Source organism: Streptomyces tropicalis, assembly GCF_029269835.1.
GTDB classification, from domain to species: Bacteria; Actinomycetota; Actinomycetes; order Streptomycetales; family Streptomycetaceae; genus Streptomyces; species Streptomyces tropicalis.
Genome location: NZ_JARJBB010000018.1, coordinates 102,243 through 121,310 on the forward strand (window position 1 = coordinate 102,243; position 19,068 = coordinate 121,310).

General features: G+C 75.2%; 16 protein-coding genes and 1 pseudogene. 8 read left to right on the forward strand and 9 right to left on the reverse strand.

Annotated elements, in window-relative coordinates; all coding sequences use genetic code 11:
* Positions 1-828: 828 nt before the first annotated feature.
* A complete protein-coding gene (locus P3H78_RS26535; protein WP_276111686.1) occupies positions 829-3,507 on the forward strand; it encodes an ATP-binding protein in 2,679 nt (892 codons plus the stop codon).
* Between the two features lie 81 nt (positions 3,508-3,588).
* Here the strand turns inward: P3H78_RS26535 and P3H78_RS26540 are convergent, their stop codons facing one another.
* Together P3H78_RS26540 and P3H78_RS26545 are read right to left on the reverse strand one after the other, a co-directional pair.
* Positions 3,589-4,560, reverse strand: coding sequence for a DUF3048 domain-containing protein (locus P3H78_RS26540; RefSeq protein ID WP_276111687.1), 972 nt, complete (start codon positions 4,558-4,560; stop codon positions 3,589-3,591).
* 125 nt (positions 4,561-4,685) lie between these two features.
* A complete protein-coding gene (locus P3H78_RS26545) occupies positions 4,686-5,750 on the reverse strand; it encodes an ATP-dependent DNA ligase (protein ID WP_276111688.1) in 1,065 nt (354 codons plus the stop codon).
* Between the two features lie 74 nt (positions 5,751-5,824).
* Between P3H78_RS26545 and ligD the strand changes: the two genes are divergently transcribed.
* Both ligD and P3H78_RS26555 read left to right on the forward strand, forming a co-directional pair.
* Complete coding sequence (gene ligD / locus P3H78_RS26550; RefSeq protein WP_276111689.1) at positions 5,825-6,853, forward strand: non-homologous end-joining DNA ligase; 1,029 nt, start codon at positions 5,825-5,827, stop codon at positions 6,851-6,853.
* Positions 6,854-7,027: 174 nt separating this feature from the next.
* Positions 7,028-8,089: a LacI family DNA-binding transcriptional regulator gene (locus P3H78_RS26555; protein WP_276111690.1), complete on the forward strand. Its 1,062-nt coding sequence runs from the start codon at positions 7,028-7,030 to the stop codon at positions 8,087-8,089.
* Positions 8,090-8,166: 77 nt separating this feature from the next.
* Here P3H78_RS26555 and P3H78_RS26560 read toward each other — a convergent pair whose 3' ends face one another.
* Entirely contained in the window at positions 8,167-8,958 is a 792-nt protein-coding gene (locus tag P3H78_RS26560; RefSeq protein WP_276111691.1) for a VOC family protein, read from the reverse strand.
* 330 nt (positions 8,959-9,288) lie between these two features.
* Between P3H78_RS26560 and P3H78_RS26565 the strand changes: the two genes are divergently transcribed.
* A complete protein-coding gene (locus tag P3H78_RS26565) occupies positions 9,289-9,531 on the forward strand; it encodes a WhiB family transcriptional regulator (RefSeq protein WP_276111692.1) in 243 nt (80 codons plus the stop codon).
* 269 nt (positions 9,532-9,800) lie between these two features.
* On the opposite strand, the gene P3H78_RS26570 is transcribed toward P3H78_RS26565, so the two are convergent.
* The 3 genes from P3H78_RS26570 to P3H78_RS26580 all read right to left on the reverse strand — a co-directional run bounded on the left by P3H78_RS26570 (position 9,801) and on the right by P3H78_RS26580 (position 13,578).
* Positions 9,801-10,778: an acyl-ACP desaturase gene (locus P3H78_RS26570; RefSeq protein ID WP_276111693.1), complete on the reverse strand. Its 978-nt coding sequence runs from the start codon at positions 10,776-10,778 to the stop codon at positions 9,801-9,803.
* 216 nt (positions 10,779-10,994) lie between these two features.
* Entirely contained in the window at positions 10,995-11,771 is a 777-nt protein-coding gene (gene ddaH / locus P3H78_RS26575) for a dimethylargininase (protein ID WP_276111694.1), read from the reverse strand.
* A gap of 163 nt (positions 11,772-11,934) precedes the next feature.
* Entirely contained in the window at positions 11,935-13,578 is a 1,644-nt protein-coding gene (locus P3H78_RS26580; RefSeq protein WP_276111695.1) for an ABC-F family ATP-binding cassette domain-containing protein, read from the reverse strand.
* Between the two features lie 310 nt (positions 13,579-13,888).
* Between P3H78_RS26580 and P3H78_RS26585 the strand changes: the two genes are divergently transcribed.
* Positions 13,889-14,560: a GOLPH3/VPS74 family protein gene (locus P3H78_RS26585; protein WP_276111696.1), complete on the forward strand. Its 672-nt coding sequence runs from the start codon at positions 13,889-13,891 to the stop codon at positions 14,558-14,560.
* 324 nt (positions 14,561-14,884) lie between these two features.
* Here the strand turns inward: P3H78_RS26585 and ssgD are convergent, their stop codons facing one another.
* Positions 14,885-15,298 (reverse strand): spore wall synthesis regulator SsgD, encoded by a 414-nt coding sequence (ssgD, locus tag P3H78_RS26590; RefSeq protein WP_276111697.1) that lies wholly within the window; start codon positions 15,296-15,298, stop codon positions 14,885-14,887.
* A 300-nt stretch (positions 15,299-15,598) separates the two neighbouring features.
* Between ssgD and P3H78_RS26595 the strand changes: the two genes are divergently transcribed.
* The 3 genes from P3H78_RS26595 (at position 15,599) to P3H78_RS26605 (ending at position 17,970) form a co-directional block, all read left to right on the forward strand.
* A complete protein-coding gene (locus tag P3H78_RS26595) occupies positions 15,599-16,735 on the forward strand; it encodes a WD40/YVTN/BNR-like repeat-containing protein (protein WP_438828046.1) in 1,137 nt (378 codons plus the stop codon).
* A 72-nt stretch (positions 16,736-16,807) separates the two neighbouring features.
* The gene (locus tag P3H78_RS26600) at positions 16,808-17,140 is read left to right on the forward strand and encodes a plasmid stabilization protein (RefSeq protein WP_276111699.1); all 333 of its coding nucleotides are present in this window, start codon (positions 16,808-16,810) and stop codon (positions 17,138-17,140) included.
* 119 nt (positions 17,141-17,259) lie between these two features.
* Positions 17,260-17,970 carry an endonuclease V gene (locus P3H78_RS26605; protein ID WP_276111700.1) on the forward strand — a complete coding sequence of 237 codons (711 nt, stop codon included), beginning with the start codon at positions 17,260-17,262 and terminating at the stop codon, positions 17,968-17,970.
* A gap of 75 nt (positions 17,971-18,045) precedes the next feature.
* On the opposite strand, the gene P3H78_RS26610 is transcribed toward P3H78_RS26605, so the two are convergent.
* On the reverse strand, positions 18,046-18,705 hold the full coding sequence (locus P3H78_RS26610; protein WP_276111701.1) for a hypothetical protein: 660 nt from the start codon (positions 18,703-18,705) through the stop codon (positions 18,046-18,048).
* 231 nt (positions 18,706-18,936) lie between these two features.
* Positions 18,937-19,068: pseudogene (locus P3H78_RS26615) on the reverse strand (integrase core domain-containing protein); the annotation flags it as partial.

Sequence of the window (19,068 nt, forward strand, 5' to 3'; positions counted from 1 at the left end):
GGCGGGTCTGCGGCGGGTCTGCGCCGGGTCTGCGGCGGGGCCTGCGGCCCGCCGGACCGGGCCGCGGCGCAGGTGCGTGTCCGGGGCGTCATGGCGGCCCGTGCCCGGTCCGTGGGGCCGGGGCGGGCGCGGCCGGGGGTGGCGGAGCGGGTGCGGGGCGCGGACTCGGCTTCGCCCGGCCCGTGGCGGCGACTCCACAGGCGCGTGGCGATGCTTGCCCGGCCCGTGACGGCGGTCCGCCCGGCCGACGGCGGTGTTGGTTCGGCCCGTGACGGCGTCTTGCCCGCTTCGCTGTGTGCGGGTTCGGCCCGTGACGGCGGTCCGCCCGGCCGACGGCGGTGTTGGTTCGGCCCGTGACGGCGTCTTGCCCGCTTCGCTGCGTGTGGGTTCGGCCTGTGACGGCGGTCCGCCCGGCCGACGGTGGTGTCGGCTCAGCCCGAGACGGCGATCCGCGCGGTCCGCGGCGGTGCTTGCCCGGCCCGTGACGGAGACCCGGCCGGGTGCCGGATGCCCGGTGCGGCCCGCGTCCGGTTCGCGGCGTGGGGACGGCCCCGTGCGGCCGGATCGACGTGTGCCGTGCCGGGGCGGCGGGAATCCTCACCGGTTCGGGCTCCCCGTTCCGGACGGTCACGGGCAACCGGATTTCCTCCGTCGTTCGCTGACGCAGTGTCATCGTCCGCGCGTGCAGGTCACGGGGGTGTCGCGTCGCCCCCTGTACCGTCCTTCACCCGTCGAGGCAACAGGTACCCGGACCGGCCTCCACTTCGGCGTTCCGGCGGCTACTCTCGAGTTCTGTACGTCGTTCGGGCGACTTGGGGAGGTAGCGGGATGACAGAGGTACGGCCGGGTGCGGTCGCCTCGCCTTCCCTGTGGGAGCGCGACGCGGAGGTCGCCTCCGTCCTCGCGGCGATCGACGCCCTGTGCGCCGATCGCACGTCCACGGGGACCCTGATGGTCATCCAGGCCGAGGCCGGGCTCGGCAAGACCGCCCTGCTGACCGAGACACGCCGCCTCGCCGAACAGCGGGGCTGCACCGTCTGGTCGGCGCGCAGCGGCGAGACCCTGCGGTCCGTACCGTTCAACGTCGTCCGGCAGTTGCTGCAGCCCGCCCTGATGTCGCTCATGCCCGAGGAGGCCCGCGAGTACCTCGGCGACTGGTACGACATCGCCGGCCCCGCCCTCGGCATCGCCGACCCGGGCGACCGGCAGGCCGACCCGCAGGGCGTGTGCGACGGCCTGGTCGCCGCGGTGCGCAGGCTCGCCAAGCGCGAGTGGCCGCTCGTGCTGCTCGTCGACGACGCGCACTGGGCCGACCAGGAGACCCTGCGCTGGCTCGCCGCCTTCGCCGAGCGCGTCGGCGACCTCTCCGTACTGGTCGTCGTCACCCGCCGCCCCGGCGAGGTCGCCGGGGAGAGCGCCCACCACCTGGACGCCGTCGCCGCCGCGGCCGGCGTCAGCAGCCTGAGCGCACTGACTCCGGAGGCCACCTGCGGCCTCACCCGCGCCACCCTCGGCCCGCATGCGGACGCCCCGTTCTGTCGCGAGGTGTGGGCCGTCACCGGCGGCAACCCGTACGACACCGTCGAACTCCTAGCCAAGGTCCGCGACAGCGAACTCGAACCGGTCGAGGCCCGCGCGGGCGAACTGCGCGCGCTGAACCGCTCCGCCCGCGGCGGCGGCCTCGTCGCCCGCCTGGAGGACCTCGGCATCGACGCCACCCGGTTCGCCTGGGCCGCCGCCATCCTCGGCACCGGCATCACGGTCGACCTGGTGGCCCGGCTCGCCACCATGGGACGCGAGGACGCCGCGCGCTGCGCCGAACTGCTGCGCGGCGCACGCATCCTGACCGGCCCCGACCCGGCCGCGGGCGGCGGATCCGACGGCGACCTCGACTTCGTGCACCCGCTCATCGCGTCCGCCGTCTACCACTCCATCCCGGACGCCCTGCGCACCGCGATGCACGGCATCGCCGCCCAGGTGGTCGCCGACTCCGGCCTCGGTGCCGCGGCGGCCTCCCGCCACCTGCTCCAGGTGCACCCGGACGACGACGAGGAACTCGTCGGCCAACTGCGCCTGGCCGCCCGGGAACACCCCGCCGTCGGCGCACCCGACGCCGCCCGCCGCTGCCTGGAGCGGGCGCTGCTGGAGCCCCCGACCCCCGAGATCCACGCCCGCGTCCTGTACGAACTCGGCTGCGCCACCCTCCTGACCGCGCCCGCCAGGACCATCGAGCACCTCCAGACGGCGCTCGCCATGCCCGGTCTCGACGGCGGCGCCCGGGTGGACGCCGTCTGCCGCCTGTCGCAGGCCCTGCTCCACAACGACCAGCTGGAGGAGGCCGTCCGCACCGTCGAGGCGGAGGCCGCCCGGCACGAACCCGGGCCCACCCGGCTGCGGTTGCACGCCGTGCAGTACATGTGGGAGGGCATCCACGCGGGCGAGGCCGGTTCACCGGGCCGCTCCGAGCGGCTCGCCGAACTCGCCGCGGGCTGCACCGGAAGGGACAACGCCGAGCGCGCGCTGCTCATCCTGCGCGGCTTCGACGCCATGACCCACGGCGAGAGCGCCGTGGAGGTCGCCGAACTGTGCGACCGCGCGCTCGTCAACGGCCGCCTCGCGCCGGGCCTCGGATGGACCGACCCCGAGTGGGGGATCGAGCTCCTGCTGATGCTGGCCAGCACCTACGCCTACTGCGACCGGCTCGACCGCGCCGACGCCCTGTTCAACGAGGGCCTGCGCGCCTACGAGACCGCGGGCTGGAGCGGCGGCCACCTCTCCCTGGCCCACGCCTACGTCGGCCTCGGCCACCGCAGGCGCGGCCGCCTGGTCGAGGCGGAGGCCGCCCTGCGCGAGTCCCTGCGGATCGCCGAGCGGGTCGGCCGCGGCCTGCCGCTGTACTGGACGGCCACCTGCAACCTCGTCGACACCCTCCTCGCCCGCGGGCGCGTCGAGGAGGCCTGGGAGATCGCCGAACGGTACGGGTTCGCCCCGCCGTACCCGACCACGATCGTCATGCCCGACCCGCGCTGCGTGCGCGGCAGGCTGCTGCTCGCGGTCGGCCGCACCGAGGACGGCGTCAACGAACTGGAGGCCGCCGAGAAGGCGGCGGCCGTGCGCGGCCACCACAACCCGGTGATGGTGCCGTGGGCGGTCGACCTCGCCCGCGCCCTCGCCGCCCAGGATCCGGCCCGCGCCGGGCGGCTCGCCGCCGACAACCGCCGCCAGGCCGAGCGCTTCGGCACCGACACCGCCATCGGCGAGGCCCTGCGCTGTGCCGCCGCCCTGGAGACCGGGCAGCGTGCGGTCCGGCTCGCCGCCCAGGCCGTCGCCTACCTGGAGGCGTCGCCCTGCCAGTACGAGCACGCGGCGGCCCGGGTGGAGTACGGCATCGCCGCGCGCTCCGCCGCCGAGCTCAACCGGGGCCTGGCACTGGCGCGTTCGTGCGGAGCGGACGGCCTGGTGGACCAGGCCCGCCAGGCACTGGAGTCGGGTCTCACCCCGAGTTGACCGCCGTCGGACTCCCGCCCTCCGCGCGAGCGGCGGGAGGACGGCGGCCGTCCCGGTGCCGGGCGGGGCGTCCGGTCCCCGTCACGGACGGTCCGTGAGGACCACCCAGACCTGCCCCGGCGCGAAGTCCACCGGTGTGCCGTCGGCGGCGGCGAACCGCGTGCCGTCCTGCGCCCGTGCGCGGGTCCAGGTCACGTCGTGCACGCGGCCGTCCCGCAGCACCTCCGCCGTCCCGGAGCCCACGGTCTCCGTGTACGGGGTGGGGTTGCCCAGCACGTCGTGCAGCTGCGAGGAGCGCACCCGCACGTGCTGCACCACCACGGTGGCAGGCGCCAGTTGCGCACCGCCGGCCGTGACCGCGGGCGTTCCGTCCATCGCCACCCGCCAGCCGTGCCGGTCCGGCGCCCAGGTGAAGGTGAAGCGGGCCGCCGGATAGCGCACCTCCAGCGTGGTCCCGCTCCGGCCTCCCGCCGGTGCCGGACCGTAGCGGAAGCCGGTGGTCAGCGCCCCGGGACCCGGCGCGGAGGGCAGCAGCCCGTGCGGGCGCACATAGAGGTTGTGCGGGGCCGCCCGGCCGCCGTCCCGGAAGTAGGCGCCGGGCTTCCGGCCCGGGGGAGCGGCCGTGAGGGGCGCCGCGTCGATCAGCGGCAGCAGCCTGCTCTGCGCGCCGGAGAAGGCGAGCACCGGACGGTGGAACTGGCGCAGCAGCTCCAGATCGGACGCGCGGGCGCTGCGCACCGGACCCACCACCGGCGGCAGCCGAGTGGCGTACACCGCCATCAGCCGGCTCAGCCCGCCCTCCACCTGTTCCACGTACACCACGTCCGCGGCGTCCAGGCCGGTCTGGGGACGGGCCGGCGCCACGTTGTCGATCTTGACGGCGAGGACCGGTCCGGCGGGGCGGCTCTGCTCCGCCGAGGGATGCGCCGGGCCGCGCCCGTGGCCCGCGGTGCAGCCCGAGGCCAGGGCGGCCGCCGCCACGGCGGCGAGCAGCGCGACCGCCCCCGGCACCCGCCGCCGGCGTGCCCGCCGTCCGCCGTCCGTCGTCCGCATCCCCGTCCCTCTTTCGTCCTTCTGCCTGTCTCTCCGGTTGTCCGTCTCTCCGGCACGCCGGGGCACTCGTCGCCCTGACGGCCCCCGACGGCCCGCCACGCCGGCCCCGTGCCGCCCGGCGGGGGCTACCCGCCGAGGATCTCTGCCAGGTCGTAGCGCACCGGCTCGTCCAGCTGTGCGTACGTGCAGCTCTCCGCGGTGCGGTCCGGGCGCCAGCGGCGGAACCGCGCCGTGTGCCGGAAGCGCGCCCCGTTCTCCATGTGGTCGTACGCCACCTCGGCCACCCGCTCCGGCCGCAGCGGCACCCACGACAGGTCCTTCTTGCCCGTCCAGCGGCTCGGCGCACCCGGCAGCCGGTCCGAGGCGTGGGCCGCCTCCTCCGACCAGGCCGCCCACGGGTGTCCGGCGGCGTCGTCCATCCGCAGCGGCTCCAGCTCCTCGACCAGCTCGGCACGCCGCTTCATCGGGAACGCCGCCGACACGCCCACGTGCTGGAGCCGACCCCGGTCGTCGAACAGCCCGAGCAGCAGGGACCCGACGACGGGACCGCTCTTGTGGAGGCGGTAGCCGGCGACGACCACGTCCGCGGTGCGCTCGTGCTTGATCTTGAACATGGCCCGTTCGTCCGGGCGGTAGGCCAGCCCGAGCGGCTTGGCGACGACACCGTCGAGTCCCGCCCCCTCGTACTGCTCGAACCACCGCCGGGCCACCTCCACATCGGTGGTCGCCGGCGCCACATGCACCGGAGCCGTCGTCCCCGCCAGCGCCCGCTCCAGCAGCGCCCGGCGGTCGGACAGCGGGACGTCGAGCAGCGACTCGCCGTCCAGGGCCAGCAGGTCGAAGGCGACGAACGACGACGGCGTGCGCTCGGCCAGCGTGCGCACCCGGGACTCGGCCGGGTGGATACGCTCGCTCAGCGCATCGAAGTCCAGCCGCCCCTCCCGCGCGACCACGATCTCCCCGTCCAGCACGCAGCGCCCGGGCAGCCGCTCCTTCAGCGCCGCCACCAGCTCCGGGAAATACCTGGTCAGCGGCTTTCCCGTACGGCTGCCCAGCTCGACCTCGTCCCCGTCGCGGAACACGATCGCCCGGAACCCGTCCCACTTCGCCTCGTACTGCATGCCCGGCGGGATCGCCGCCACCGACTTGGCGAGCATCGGTTTCAGGGGCGGCATCACCGGCAGATCCATGCTCCGATTGTGCGCGCGGGCGGCCACCTCCGCCCGGTGTGCGCGCCGGGCGGGTCGCGCCTACCGTGGCTCGCATGGGCGATGCGGTGGAACTCGACGTGGGCGGCCGGACCGTGCGGCTGTCCAGCCCCGACAAGGTCTTCTTCCCCGAGCGCGGCTTCACCAAGCTGGACGTCGCCCGGTACTACGCGGCCGTGGCCCCCGGCATCCTGCGCGCCCTGCGCGACCGCCCCACCACCCTCCAGCGCTATCCCGACGGGGTGGAGGGGGAGTGGTTCTACCAGAAGCGCGCGCCCAAGGGCATGCCCGACTGGATCCCGACCGCGCACATCACCTTCCCCAGCGGCCGCAGCGCCGACGAGATGTGCCCCACCGAGGAGGCGGCCGTGGTGTGGGCCGCGCAGTACGGCACGGTCACCTTCCACCCCTGGCCGGTGCGCCGCGACGACGTCGAGCACCCCGACGAGCTGCGCATCGACCTCGACCCGCAGCCCGGCACCGACTTCGCGGACGCCGTCCGCGCCGCCCACGAACTGCGCGGTGTCCTCGACGAGTTCGGCGGCCTGCGCGGCTGGCCGAAGACCTCCGGCGGCCGGGGGCTGCACGTCTTCGTGCCGATCGAGCCCCGCTGGACCTTCACCCAGGTGCGGCGGGCGGCCATCGCGGTGGGGCGGGAGATGGAGCGGCGCATGCCGGAGCAGGTCACGATCAAGTGGTGGAAGGAGGAGCGCGGCCGCCGCATCTTCCTCGACTACAACCAGACCGCCCGCGACCGCACCATCGCCTCCGCCTACTCCGTGCGTCCCCTGCCGCACGCCCCGGTCTCCGCGCCCTTGCGCTGGGAGGAGACCGGCGACGTGCACCCCCAGGACTTCGACCTGGCGACGATGCCGGCCCGCTTCGCCGAACTCGGCGACGTGCACGCCGACATGGACGCCTCGGCCCACTCCCTGGAGGCACTCCTGGACCTGGCCGCGAAGGACGAGCACGACCACGGACTCGGCGACCTGCCCTACCCGCCGGAGTACCCGAAGATGCCCGGCGAGCCGAAGCGCGTCCAGCCCAGCCGCGCCAAGCGCACGTCCCCCGCACCGCCCGAGTGAGCCCGTGCGGCCCCCGGCACGGCCGCTCCCGTTCTCCCGGCCCTCTCCCTCGCCGAGCCGCCACCCGGCAGCGCGGAACCGCACTTTCCGCCGGACCTGACGGCTGATCACCCGTACGGCCCCTGCCTGTGCCGGGGATATCCTGATCGGCAACCGCCGGTGAGGAGTCCCGAAGTGAGCGACACAGCGTCCCGCCCCACCCTGGAGGCCGTGGCCGCGCGTGCGGGAGTGTCCCGGGCCACCGTGTCCCGTGTGGTCAACGGCTCGGACGGGGTGCGCGAGCCCCTGGCCGAGCGGGTCCGCCAGGCCGTCGAGGAACTCGGGTACGTGCCCAACCAGGCGGCCCGCTCCCTGGTGACCAGGCGTCACGACGCGGTCGCCGTCGTCATCGCCGAACCGGAGGCGCGGGTCTTCGCTGACCCCTTCTTCGCGCTCCAGCTGCGCGGTATCAGCCAGGAGCTCACCGCCCACGACTCCCAGCTGGTGCTGCTGCTCACCGAGGGCCGGGGCGACCACACCCGGGTCGGCCGCTACCTCGCCGGCGGCCACGTCGACGGCGCGCTCGTCTTCTCGCTCCACCTGGACGACCCGCTGCCGGGCCTGATCCGGCGGGCCGGCGTGCCCACCGTGTTCGGCGGACGGCCCGGCTGGAGCGACGACGCGGACGGGATCGTGTACGTCGACAGCGACAACCGCGGCGGCGCCCGGGAGGCCGTACGGCATCTCGTCGGCCTCGGCCGCACCCGCGTCGCGCACATATCCGGACCCCTCGACCAGACGTCGGCGGCGGACCGGCTCGACGGCTACCGGGACGTCATGGCCGACGCCGATCCGCGGCTGGTCGCCGAGAGCGACTTCACCCACGCCGGCGGCGAGCGCGCCATGCGCGAACTCCTCGACCGCTGCCCCGACCTGGACGCCGTGTTCGCGGCCAACGACCTCACCGCCTCGGGGGCCCTGCGGGTCCTGCGCGAGCGCGGGCTCCGGGTCCCCGAGGACGTGGCCGTGGCCGGCTTCGACGACATGCTGCCGGTGGCCGAGCAGACCGAGCCGCCGCTGACGACGGTCCGCCAGGACATCGAGGAGATGGGCCGCCTGATGGCCCGCCTCCTCCTGCGCGGCCTCGACCGTCGCGGCCCCGGGCCGCGCACCGGCGGCCAGGACGCCCCGGACGGCCCCGACGGCCCGTCCGGCATCGTCCTGCCGACCACCCTGGTCCGGCGCGCCTCCGCCTGAGCATCCTCGCGCGGAGCGGGCCGGGCACGGGGTCCGCCCCGCGAGGCGCGCCGGACCCCGTGCCGGCCGTCGGGGGGTCACATCTGCTGCGACGCGCTCCTGATCACCGCGAAGCGGGCGCCGTCGGGGTCGGCGAGGCGGGCCATGCGGCCGACCCCCTCGACGTCCCGGGGAGGCATCCGGACCGTGCCGCCGAGCTCCAGGGCCCGGGCGACGGTCGCGTCCGTGTCCGCGACCTCGAAGTACGGCAGCCAGTACGCGCCGGCCTCGGCCTCGACGGGGTCGTCGCCGAGCGGGACGATGCCGCCGAACATCGCGCTCTCCCCGCCCTCGGCGGGGTTGACGCAGGTGTAGGTGCCGCCGGGGAAGGACACCGCGGAGGTCTCCAGGCCGAGCACCTTGTGGTAGAAGGCCGCGGCCGCGGCGATGTCGGGGGTGTACAGCTCCACCCAGCACAGCGAGCCGGGGTCGCCCGCTTTGTCCACGCCCTTCGTCAGCCCCGGCTGCCAGAGACCGAAGGGGACGCCCGCCCGGTCCGACAGCACCGCCATGTGGCCCTGTCCCATCACGTCCATCGGCGGCACCAGCACCTGCCCGCGCGCCTGCTCGGCGGTCTTGGCCGTGGCGTCCGCGTCAGCACTCTGGAAGTAGACCGTCCAGGACGGCGGACCCTGCTCCGGGCCGGTCTGCATGCCCCCGGCCACCGTGCTGCCGGCGAGCTGGAAGAAGCCGTAGCCGCCTGCCTCGGGCCCGGCCGACTGGAAGTCCCAGCCGAACAGGCCGCCGTAGAAGGCGCGGGCGCCGTCGATGTCGGACGAGCCGACGTCGATCCAGTTCGGCGCTCCGTCGACGAAACGGGTGGTGAGCATCCGTGCCCTCCTTCGAAGGGTCCCGTGGTCTGCTCTGCCGAGTCTGGCACCGCCCACTGACAATCGCTGCCGGAGCACGGGCGGCCGGGGGGGGGTACGGCGCCGGACGATCCGCTCCGCCCCCGCGCGCCGCCGTGCGCAGCGGGTGCCGGTGCGACGATCATCGAGCCTGCCCGGGCCCCTCCCGGTCCCGGCAGGACCTGCCGGGGGGCGCGCTCGAGGCGTACGCGGGCCCGTCCCGGGCGGGCCGGGGCGGGCGGGACGCCGCGTTGACCGGTCATTGACCGGTCGTTGATCGATCGTTTTTCGCGCCCCGGCAGGCTCTCCCCCATGCACACCGAGACGATCACACCGGCCGCCCCCGCCTGGCAGGCCCAGGCCCTGTGCGCACAGACCGGGGCGGACTTCTTCTTTCCCGAGCCGGGCAGCTCGGTGCGGGAGGCCAAGCGCATCTGCGGCATGTGCGAGATGCGCCCGGCCTGCCTGGAGTACGCACTCGAGAACGACGAGCGCTTCGGCGTCTGGGGCGGCCTGTCCGAGAAGGAACGCCTGGCACTGCGCCGCGCCGCCTAAGGCTGTGGCCGGAGGGGTGTGCCGGGATGCTCGCGGCGTCCGGTGCCGGGGGCACCTCCCACGCCGTTCAGGCTGCGGGGGAGCATCGCACGGCGGAGCGTCGCCCGCGTACGGGATGTACCCGGGTGAGGCGACGACGCGGCGAGGTGCCGTGCCGGGCGTCGCGAGCCGGTCGACCTTTCCGGCCACAGCACCGGGCCGTCCGGCCGCACCGTCGGCCCGGCCGCGCACCGCGCACCGCGGGGCGCGGTGCCGGGCGGCCCGTGTGTTCAGCCGGCCGCCCGGGCCGCCATCCGCGCCTTGCGGGCCGCGAGACGCTCGTCGAATTTCAGCGCCTCCGCGTCCAGGCCGCCCATGAACACGCCCAGCTCCTCCTGCGCCTGCAGCCCCTCCGGGCCGAGCCCGTCGATCTCCATGATCTTCAGGAAGCGCAGCACCGGCTCCAGCACGTCGTCGTGGTGGATGCGCATGTTGTAGACCTCGCCGATGGCCATTTGCGCCGCCGCCCGCTCGAAGCCCGGGATGCCGTGGCCGGGCATGCGGAAGTTCACGACCACGTCCCGCACCGCCTGCATGGTGAGGTCGGGGGCGAGCTCGAAGGCCGACTTGAGCAGGTTGCGGTAGAAGACCATGTGCAGGTTCTCGTCGGTCGCGATGCGCGCCAGCATGCGGTCGCAGACCGGATCGCCGGACTGGTGGCCGGTGTTGCGGTGCGAGATGCGGGTGGCGAGCTCCTGGAAGGCGACGTACGCGATCGAGTGCAGCATCGAGTGCCGGTTGTCCGACTCGAAACCCTCGCTCATGTGCGCCATGCGGAACCGCTCCAGCTGGTCCGGGTCGACCGCGCGCGAGGCGAGCAGGTAGTCCCGCATCACGATGCCGTGCCGGCCCTCCTCCGCCGTCCAGCGGTGCACCCACGTGCCCCACGCGCCGTCCCGGCCGAAGAGCGAGGCGATCTCGTGGTGGTAGCTCGGCAGGTTGTCCTCGGTGAGCAGGTTCACCACCAGGGCCGTGCGGCCGATGTCGGTGACCTTGGACTGCTCCTTGTCCCAGGCCTCGCCGTCCTCGAACAGGCCCGGGAAGTTGCGGCCGTCGCTCCAGGGCACGTACTCGTGCGGCATCCAGTCCTTGGCGACCTTCAGGTGCCGGTCGAGCTCCCGCTCCACGACCTCCTCCAGCGCGTACAGCAGTCGCGCGTCGGTCCACGCGTTGGACGGGCTGCCGAGGTGGGGGGAGGTGATCGTCACGGGAACTCCAGGGGGACGGGGTGCGGGCGGACCGGACCGGCGAGCGGGTGCCGGAACCTACGGGATCGTAGGCTACGAAGCCGTAGGTTACGAAGCCGTAGATTAAGTTCGCTGTAAAGATTGCTGATCAGACCGTCCCGCCGGGCAGTTGACCAGGGCGCACGACGGCCCCGGGACCGCAGGTCCCGGGGCCGAACGGGGGGCGTGCCCATCCGGTCAGGCGTACAGGTCGCGCATCCTGACCGAGAGGCACGTCACACATCCCTCGAGCTTCTCGAACTCGCTGATGTCCACCACCACCGGCTCGAAGCCGAGATCGCCGAGCAGCTCCGCCGTCTTCGGCGCGCTCGCCGCGATCAGCAGCCGGTTGCCACCGAGCAGCACCACGTGCCCGCCGGCCTCCTCGGGCACCGGCAGGAACCGCGCGTACAGCGACGGGGTGTCCACCTTCGGGATGTGGCCGACCACGGTCCCGTCGGGCAGCGCCGTCACCGCCGACTTCAGATGCAGCACCTTGTGCACCGGGACGGCGACGACCCGCGCCCCGATCGGCTCGAAGGCGGCGCGCAGCTGCTGCACCCCGGCCGCGTTGGTGCGCCCGCCCCGGCCGACGTAGATCGTGTCGCCGACCTTCAGCACGTCGCCGCCGTCGAGGGTGCCCGGATCCCAGATCCAGTTGACCGAGCAGCCCAGGCGGGCCACCGCCTCCTCGACGCCGAAGGTCTCCTCGCGCCGGACCGGGGCGCCGGGCCGGGTGATCAGCGCGACGTTCTTGTACATGACGACGGTGTCCTCGACGAACACCGAGTCCGGGCAGTCGTCGGCGGGATCCACCTCGACCGTCTCCCAGCCGTTGGTACGCAGCGCCTCGACGTACTCCTCCCACTGCCGCCGGGCGAGTTCGACGTCCACCTTCTCCCGCTCGACGTGGGTCACCAGGCCCTCGGCGAGACGCGGGCTGGGGCGGCGGACGAGGGCCTTCTGGCTGGGCACGACGGGTCTCCGAATCGGCAAACGGCGGTGCGGGCCGGATGGTGCGGCTCCGGTCCGCCATCATGCGTCAACTGCCGGTGCAGGCAAAACCCTGCGGGCCGCGCGACCACCCTGCGGGGGCCCGGCCCGGACCCCGCAGGGACCGGCCCGGGCGCCGCCCGGCCTACGCGAGGTCGGCCAGCTCCTCGGGCGTGGTCGGCGTCAACTCCCCTCCCTCCAGCAGCAGCCAGCGCGTGATGCCGAGGGACCGGAGGAACGGCAGGTCGTGACTGGCGACGACCAGCGCCCCCTCGTACGACTCCAGGGCCGTGGTCAGCCGGCGCACGCTGGCCATGTCGAGATTGTTCGTCGGCTCGTCCAGCAGGAGCAGTTGCGGGGCGGGCTCGGCCAGCATCAGCGCGGCCAGCGCGGCCCGGAAGCGCTCGCCCCCGGACAGCGTCGCCGCCTGCTGGTCGGCCCGCGCGCCGCGGAACAGGAAGCGGGCCAGCCGCGCCCGGATCCGGTTGCGGGTGGCGCCCGGCGCGAACCGGGCCACGTTCTCCGCGACGGTCAGCGTGTCGTCCAGGACGTCGAGCCGCTGCGGCAGGAACCGCAGCGGGACGTGCGCGACCGCCTCGCCCGCCACCGGCGCCAGTTCACCCGCGACGGTGCGCAGCAGGGTCGTCTTGCCCGCCCCGTTCCGCCCGACCAGCGCCACCCGCTCGGGCCCGTGCAGATCGAGGCGGCCGCCGACGCGTGCCCCGTACGCCAGCTCCAGGCGGGCGAGGGTCAGGACGGCGCGGCCCGGCGGTACGGCGGTGTACGGCAGGTCGATCCGGATCTCGTCGTCGTCCCGGACCGCCTCCACCGCCTCGTCGAGCCGCTCCCTGGCCTCGGCCAGCCGTTCCTCGTGCAGGATGCGGTGCTTGCCCGCGGACTCCTGCGCGGCCCGCTTGCGCGCCCCCATGACGATCTTCGGTTCGCGCTTGCTGTCCCACATCCTCTGGCCGTACCGCTTGCGGCGGGCCAGTTTGACCTGGGCGTCGGCCAGTTCGCGCCGCTGCCGGCGCAGATCGGCCCCGGCGACGCGCACCATGCGCTCGGCGGCCTCCTGCTCGGCGTCCAGGGCCTCCTGGTAGGCCGAGAAGTTCCCGCCGTACCAGGAGATCCCGCCGCCGCGCAGGTCGGCGATCCGGTCGACCAGCTCGAGGAGTTCCCGGTCGTGGCTGACCACGACCAGCACGCCCGGCCAGGACGAGACGGCCGCGTACAGGCGCCGCCGTGCGTACAGGTCGAGGTCGTTGGTCGGTTCGTCGAGCAGCAGGATGTCCGGCCGGCGCAGCAGCAGTGCGGCGAGCCGCAGCAGCACGGACTCGCCGCCGGACACCTCGCCGACCGTGCGGTCCAGGCCGATGTGGCCGAGCCCGAGCTCGCCGAGGGCCGCGAGGGCGCGCTCCTCGACGTCCCAGTCCTCGCCGACGGCCTCGAAGTGCCCCTCGGCCGGGTCGCCCGCCTCGATGGCGTGCAGCGCGGCCCGCTGCGCGGCGATGCCGAGGGCCTGGTCGACACGGAGCGCGGTGTCGAGGGTGACGTTCTGCGGCAGGTACCCCACCTCGCCGGTGACACGGATCGTGCCGCCGGTGGGGGCGAGCTCGCCCGCGATCAGCTTCAGCAGGGTCGACTTGCCGGAGCCGTTGACGCCGACGAGACCGGTCCGGCCCGGGCCGAAGGCGGCGTCCAGGCCGTCCAGCACGGTGGTGCCGTCGGGCCAGGTGTAGGAGAGGGAGGTGCAGGTGAAGGAGGTGGAGGACGAGAAGGACATGGACATGGGGCCTCGCGGTCGCTCGGTGCGGTGGGTGGGGGCACAACGCGTGTCGAGACACCGCGGGGCGGGAGACCGTGTAGGAGACGGCACCGGGGGCACAAGAAGGGCCCTGGGCCGGACTTCCGGGAGGACGGCTCGAACGCCGAGGTCGAACACGACGCACACCCGACGGGCGTGACGCGGTGTCTCGGGGCCTCAGACGAGCAACGTCCTTCTCCCATCGACGGCAACAGAACCGCTCACACCGTACGAGGGGCCCCGGCGGCGGTCAACGGAATTACCGTGGCCCGGCCCGCCCCACCAAGGAGGACCCGTGCCCGACGGCTCTCTCTCGCTGCCCGCCCGGCTCTACCTGCTGGCCTGGGACACCGGGCGGATGCGGGTGACCGGCACCGCCCACCTGCACCACCTGGTGCGGGCCGGCGCCCTCACCGAGCTGGCCCAGCGCGGTCTGCTGGTCGACGACGACGGTGTCGCGACGCCGGTCGATCTCGACGCCCGCACCGGGGACGCGGTGCTCGACGGCCTCCTCGACCTCGTCCGCGAGTCGCGGCCCCGCCGCTGGAAGACCTGGGTCACCCTGCGCGCCCGCTCCACCCTCGTCGCGGTACGGGAGCAGCTGGCCGCCGAGGGGTTCCTGCGGGCGGAGCGCCGGCGGGTGCTCGGCGTGTTCCCCTCGGTGGAGTACCGGCCGGAGCGGGCCGCGGTGGTCGACGCGCTGCGGGAGGAGGCGCGCCGGGTGCTGCAGGGGCCGCTGCCGGTGGCCGAGGTCTCCGACCGGGACGCGGCGGTCGTCGCCCTGGCCGCCGCGGCCGGGCTCCGCACGCTGGTGCCGGGCCGGGAGCGGCGCCGCCACAAGGAGCGGATCGAGGCGCTGACCGAGCGCAGCGGGGCCGCCGCCCCCGCACTGCGCCGGGTCGTGCGCGAGGTCCGCATGGCGATGGCCGCGGCGGCGGCGTCGGCCTCCGCCCCGGCGGGCACGTGACGCGGGCCCGGTTCCGCGCGGGGGTCATGCGACGCCGGCCCCGTCATGCATGGCGGGCGTGTGACCGCCGACCTGGTTCCAGTTCGGCAGCCGGCGCCTGACGTCGGCCCGGTCCCGCACGGGGCACGTGAGGTCGGCCCGGTCCCGCACGGAGGGCCTGGGGCGCCGGACTGGTCCCGTGCCCGCCCGGCGGAATGACGCGCCCTGGGAGCCGTACCTGCGGGCGGGCGCCTTCGGGTATCCCGGCGGTCTCGCCCGGTGGGATACCCGGGGGTACCGGCCGCCCGGGCCGCCGCGGCGCCTGCCGCCCGGCCCGCCGGGCCGTCAGGCGTCGCGCATCAGTTCGGCGAGGTCGTGGTCCAGGTCGAGCTGGAGGTGCTCCAGGCCGACCGGCACCAGCTCGTTGGTCGCCTCCAGGAAGCGCCGGATCTCGCCGCTGCGGACATGCACCACGGCGGTGCCCTCGGGCGCGTGGAACTCCATCACGGTCCGGTCGTAGCCGTAGGGCCGCACCCGCACGTCGCCGTTGCCGTGGGCGTCCTGCAGTCCGTCCGTGAGCAGGTCGCGGGCGAAGGTCCAGCAGACGTCGACGCCCTCGAGGGTGGCCGGGGCGGGGAAGGTCATGCGGACGGCGAACGGGTCGCGGCGGTCGTAGTGGAGCACGGCGGGGATGCTGGACATCCGGGGCGCGGCGGCGACCAGGCGCGCCTCCACGGGCTGCTCGATGACGGTGGGCAACGCCTTGCTCCCTTGTGACGGCTGGACGGACGTCCGGGCGGATGAGGCCGGGTACAGGAAGAGACGACGGAATCAGCCCGTGCGTGCACAGGGGGGCGGAGTGACCTCGGTCACCGCCGCGGTCCGCAGCCGGCCCTCCCCTCGGGCGCCCCTCCGCGGGCTCGCCGCGGAACGGTGCGTTCCGGCCGCCGCGCACGGCGGGCCGACGGCGCGGGTCGCCCCGAACGCCGTACGGCGCAGGGGAGTTGGGTGCCCCTGCCATCTGGACGGCGCCCGGGGAGTGGGTTAGCTTCGCCCGCCATGAGGCGCTTGGGGAGCACGCGACGGACGGGACGACGGACGGCGACGGCGAAGCGGACGGGCCGGAGGGTGGCCGCGGTCCTCGGGGCGGGGGCGCTGCTCGCCGCCGCGGCGGCCGTCCCCGCGCAGGCACGCGCGCCGGAGCGGCCGCACCCGCGGCCGGCGCCGCACTGGCGGCTCACGGACACCGGCGCGCCCGGTGTCCGCTTCCGCGGACTGGCGGCCGTGAGCCGCGACACCGCCTGGGTGGCCGGCACCGGCGGCACCGTGCTGCGCACCACCGACGGCGGCGCGCACTGGCGCGACGTCTCGCCGCCGGGCGCCGCGGACCTGGAGTTCCGGGACGTGGAGGCGTTCGACGCGCGCCGGGCCGTGGTCCTGGCCATCGGCGAGGGCGAGGCGTCCCGGATCTACCGCACCGACGACGGCGGAGCGACCTGGACGGAGACCTTCCGCAACACCGACGCGCGGGCCTTCTACGACTGCCTGGGCTTCTTCGACCGGCGGCACGGCCTCGCCGTGAGCGACCCGGTGGACGGCGCGTTCCGCATCCTGTCGACCGGCGACGGCGGGCGGACCTGGCGGGTGCTCCCGGCGGTCGGGATGCCCGCCGCCCTGGCCGGCGAGGCGGGCTTCGCCGCGAGCGGCCAGTGCCTGGTGACCTCCGGGCCGCGGGACGTCTGGCTGGCCACCGGCGGGGCGGCACGCGCGCGCGTGCTGCACTCCGCGGACCGGGGACACACCTGGAGGGCCGCCGACACACCCCTCCCGGCGGGTGATCCCGCCAAGGGCGTCTTCGCGCTCGCCTTCCGCGACCGTGCGGACGGACTCGCGGTCGGCGGCGACTACCGTGCCGACCAGGCGTCCCCGCGCGCGGCCGCCGGCACCGCCGACGGCGGCCGGAGCTGGCGGCCCGCCGCCACGCCTCCGCCCGCCTACCGCTCCGGCGTCGCCTGGCTCCCGCACACCCGCGCCGCCGCCCTCGCCGTCGGGCCGACCGGGACCGACCTCACCGCGGACGGCGGCCGCACCTGGCGGACCGTCGACACCGGCTCGTACGACACCGTCGACTGCGCGCCGGACCGGGGCTGCTGGGCGGCCGGTGAGAAGGGGCGGGTCGCTCGACTGGAGCACTGAGAATCGCCCGATCGTGGGGAACCCGACGAGACTGCGGTTATCCGTTCCTTGCACAGAGAGGAAGTGAACGGCATGCCACGCGGTTCCAGTTCCCGTCGGGAGCGCCAGTACGAGCACATCAAGAAGAGCGAGCAGGGCCGGGGAGTGAGCACCGGACGCGCCAAGGAGATCGCCGCGCGCACGGTGAACAAGGAGCGCGTCCGCGCCGGTGAGTCCCGGACGGCCTCGCGCACCTCGCTGCAGGACATGTCCCCGGCACGGCGGGGCGGGCAGCGGTCGGCCACCGGCCGCGGCGCACAGGGCCCCACCTACGACCAGCTCTACGCGGAGGCCAGGCGGCGCAACATCCACGGCCGCTCGGACATGAACAAGCAGCAGCTCCAGCGGGCGCTGGCCAAGGGCTGACCCGACGGCCGCACTCCGGGCGGGCCCGCTGTCCCCAGGGACGCGGGCCCGCCTCCGTGCGGCGGCCCGCGTCCCTGGGGAGACGGGGCGGTCGCCGGGGCCGTAGGCTCGTCGGCACCATGACGACCGTACGCACGCCCGCGGGCCGGCCCGCGACCGAGGAAGAGGCCCGGGCCGTCCAGGACGCACTGCGCGAGCGCGTGGTGCTGGACGAGCCGGGTCCGCCGCCCGGCACGGGGCACGTCACGGGTGTCGACGTCGCCTACGACGACGAGCGGGACGTCGTCGCCGCGGCGGCCGTCGTGCTGGACGCGTCGACCCTGGAGGTGGTCGCCGAGGCCACCGCCGTCGGGCACGTCTCCTTCCCGTACGTGCCCGGGCTGCTCGCCTTCCGCGAGATCCCCGCCGTGCTGGCCGCACTGGAGGCCCTGCCCTGCCCGCCGGGCCTGGTGGTCTGCGACGGCTACGGTCTGGCCCACCCGCGCCGTTTCGGCCTCGCCTGCCATCTGGGCGTGCTGACCGGCCTGCCGGCGATCGGGGTCGCCAAGAACCCCTTCACCTTCACCCACGCCGACCCCGGCGCCCGGCGGGGGAGTTCGTCGCCGCTGCTGGCGGGCACCGAGGAGGTCGGCCGCGCACTGCGCACCCGGGACGGCGTCAAGCCGGTCTTCGTCTCCGTCGGCCACCGGGTGGACCTCGACACCGCCTGCGCCCACACGCTCGCCCTCACCCCCGCGTACCGCCTCCCGGAGACGACCCGCCGCGCGGACGCCCTGTGCCGCCGCGCCCTCCGGGAGACGCCGACCGGCCAGGCACCCGCCGCCCGCTGATCCGGCGTCCGCCCACGCGCACCGACGGACGACGGCCGCGACCGGCACGCGCGGGACCCGGTGCCGGTCCCGTCGTCACAGCTCCCGGATGGCGAGGCGGCGCCCGGCGGTGGTCAGGAGGATCAGGTCCCACGCGATGGAGCCGTCGCCGTCGTCGCCGTCCCACCAGGCCGCGAAGGCGTCGGCAGGCCGCCGCACCTCGGCAGCGGGGGTCCTGCCGGTGAGGGTCGTGGTGAGCTCGACGTCGTAGTCACGGTCGCCGAGGTGGACGAGGACCACGCCACCCGCCTGCCGGGCGGACCCTTCCGCACCGTTGGCACAGGCCCAGCTGCGGAACCGGGCCGCGAGGTCCCGGCCGGGTTCGCGGCGCGTCACCGGGCGGACCGGAGGGCGGCGCTCCCTCCGGCGCCCGCGACCTGCTTGCAGCCCAAGCACCCAGGCGCCGCGGTCCCGCTCCACCACGGCGCGCGGCCGGGCCGTCAGGGAGCGGCGGACGCACCCTCCCCGCACCACCTCGCGGACCGCGGCGCCCTTGCCGCCCGCCTCGAAGAGCCGCCGGCCGGCCCGCCGTCCCGCGTCGTAGGCCGTCGCCGAGCCGAGCCCGGAACCGGAGGGGGACGCGGGCGGCCCCGGATCCGGCGCCGAGCCGCTGTCGCAGGACACGGCGGCCGGGCCCAGGACGGCCGCCGCGGCCGTGAGCCCGGCCCGCCTCCGTGCCCGCACGGATGCACGCATGCCCCGTCCCTCCCCGTGCCGCGATCCTGACGGTCCGGCCGTGCGGACGCCGTCCGGGGAGGTCCGGTTGCCTCACCGGTCCCGAGGCCCCGCCGGAAACGGACGGGCCGGGCGGTCCGTCCGGCCCCGCGACCCCGGCAGGACCGAGCAGTCCTAGGGCGTGTCCGCACAGTCCCGCCCGTGTCGCGGCGCCCGCCCTGCGGGCGAACGACGCGGCTTTGCGGACACGCCCTAGCTGTATTGACCCGCAGGGTTGTTCACACGGCTGATCGGTGGCTGGCCGCCGAGTGCGGTGTGGCAGCGGTGGTGGTTGTAGGTGTGCAGGAAGTCTGCCAGGGCGGCCGTGCGTTCGTCGTTGCTGGT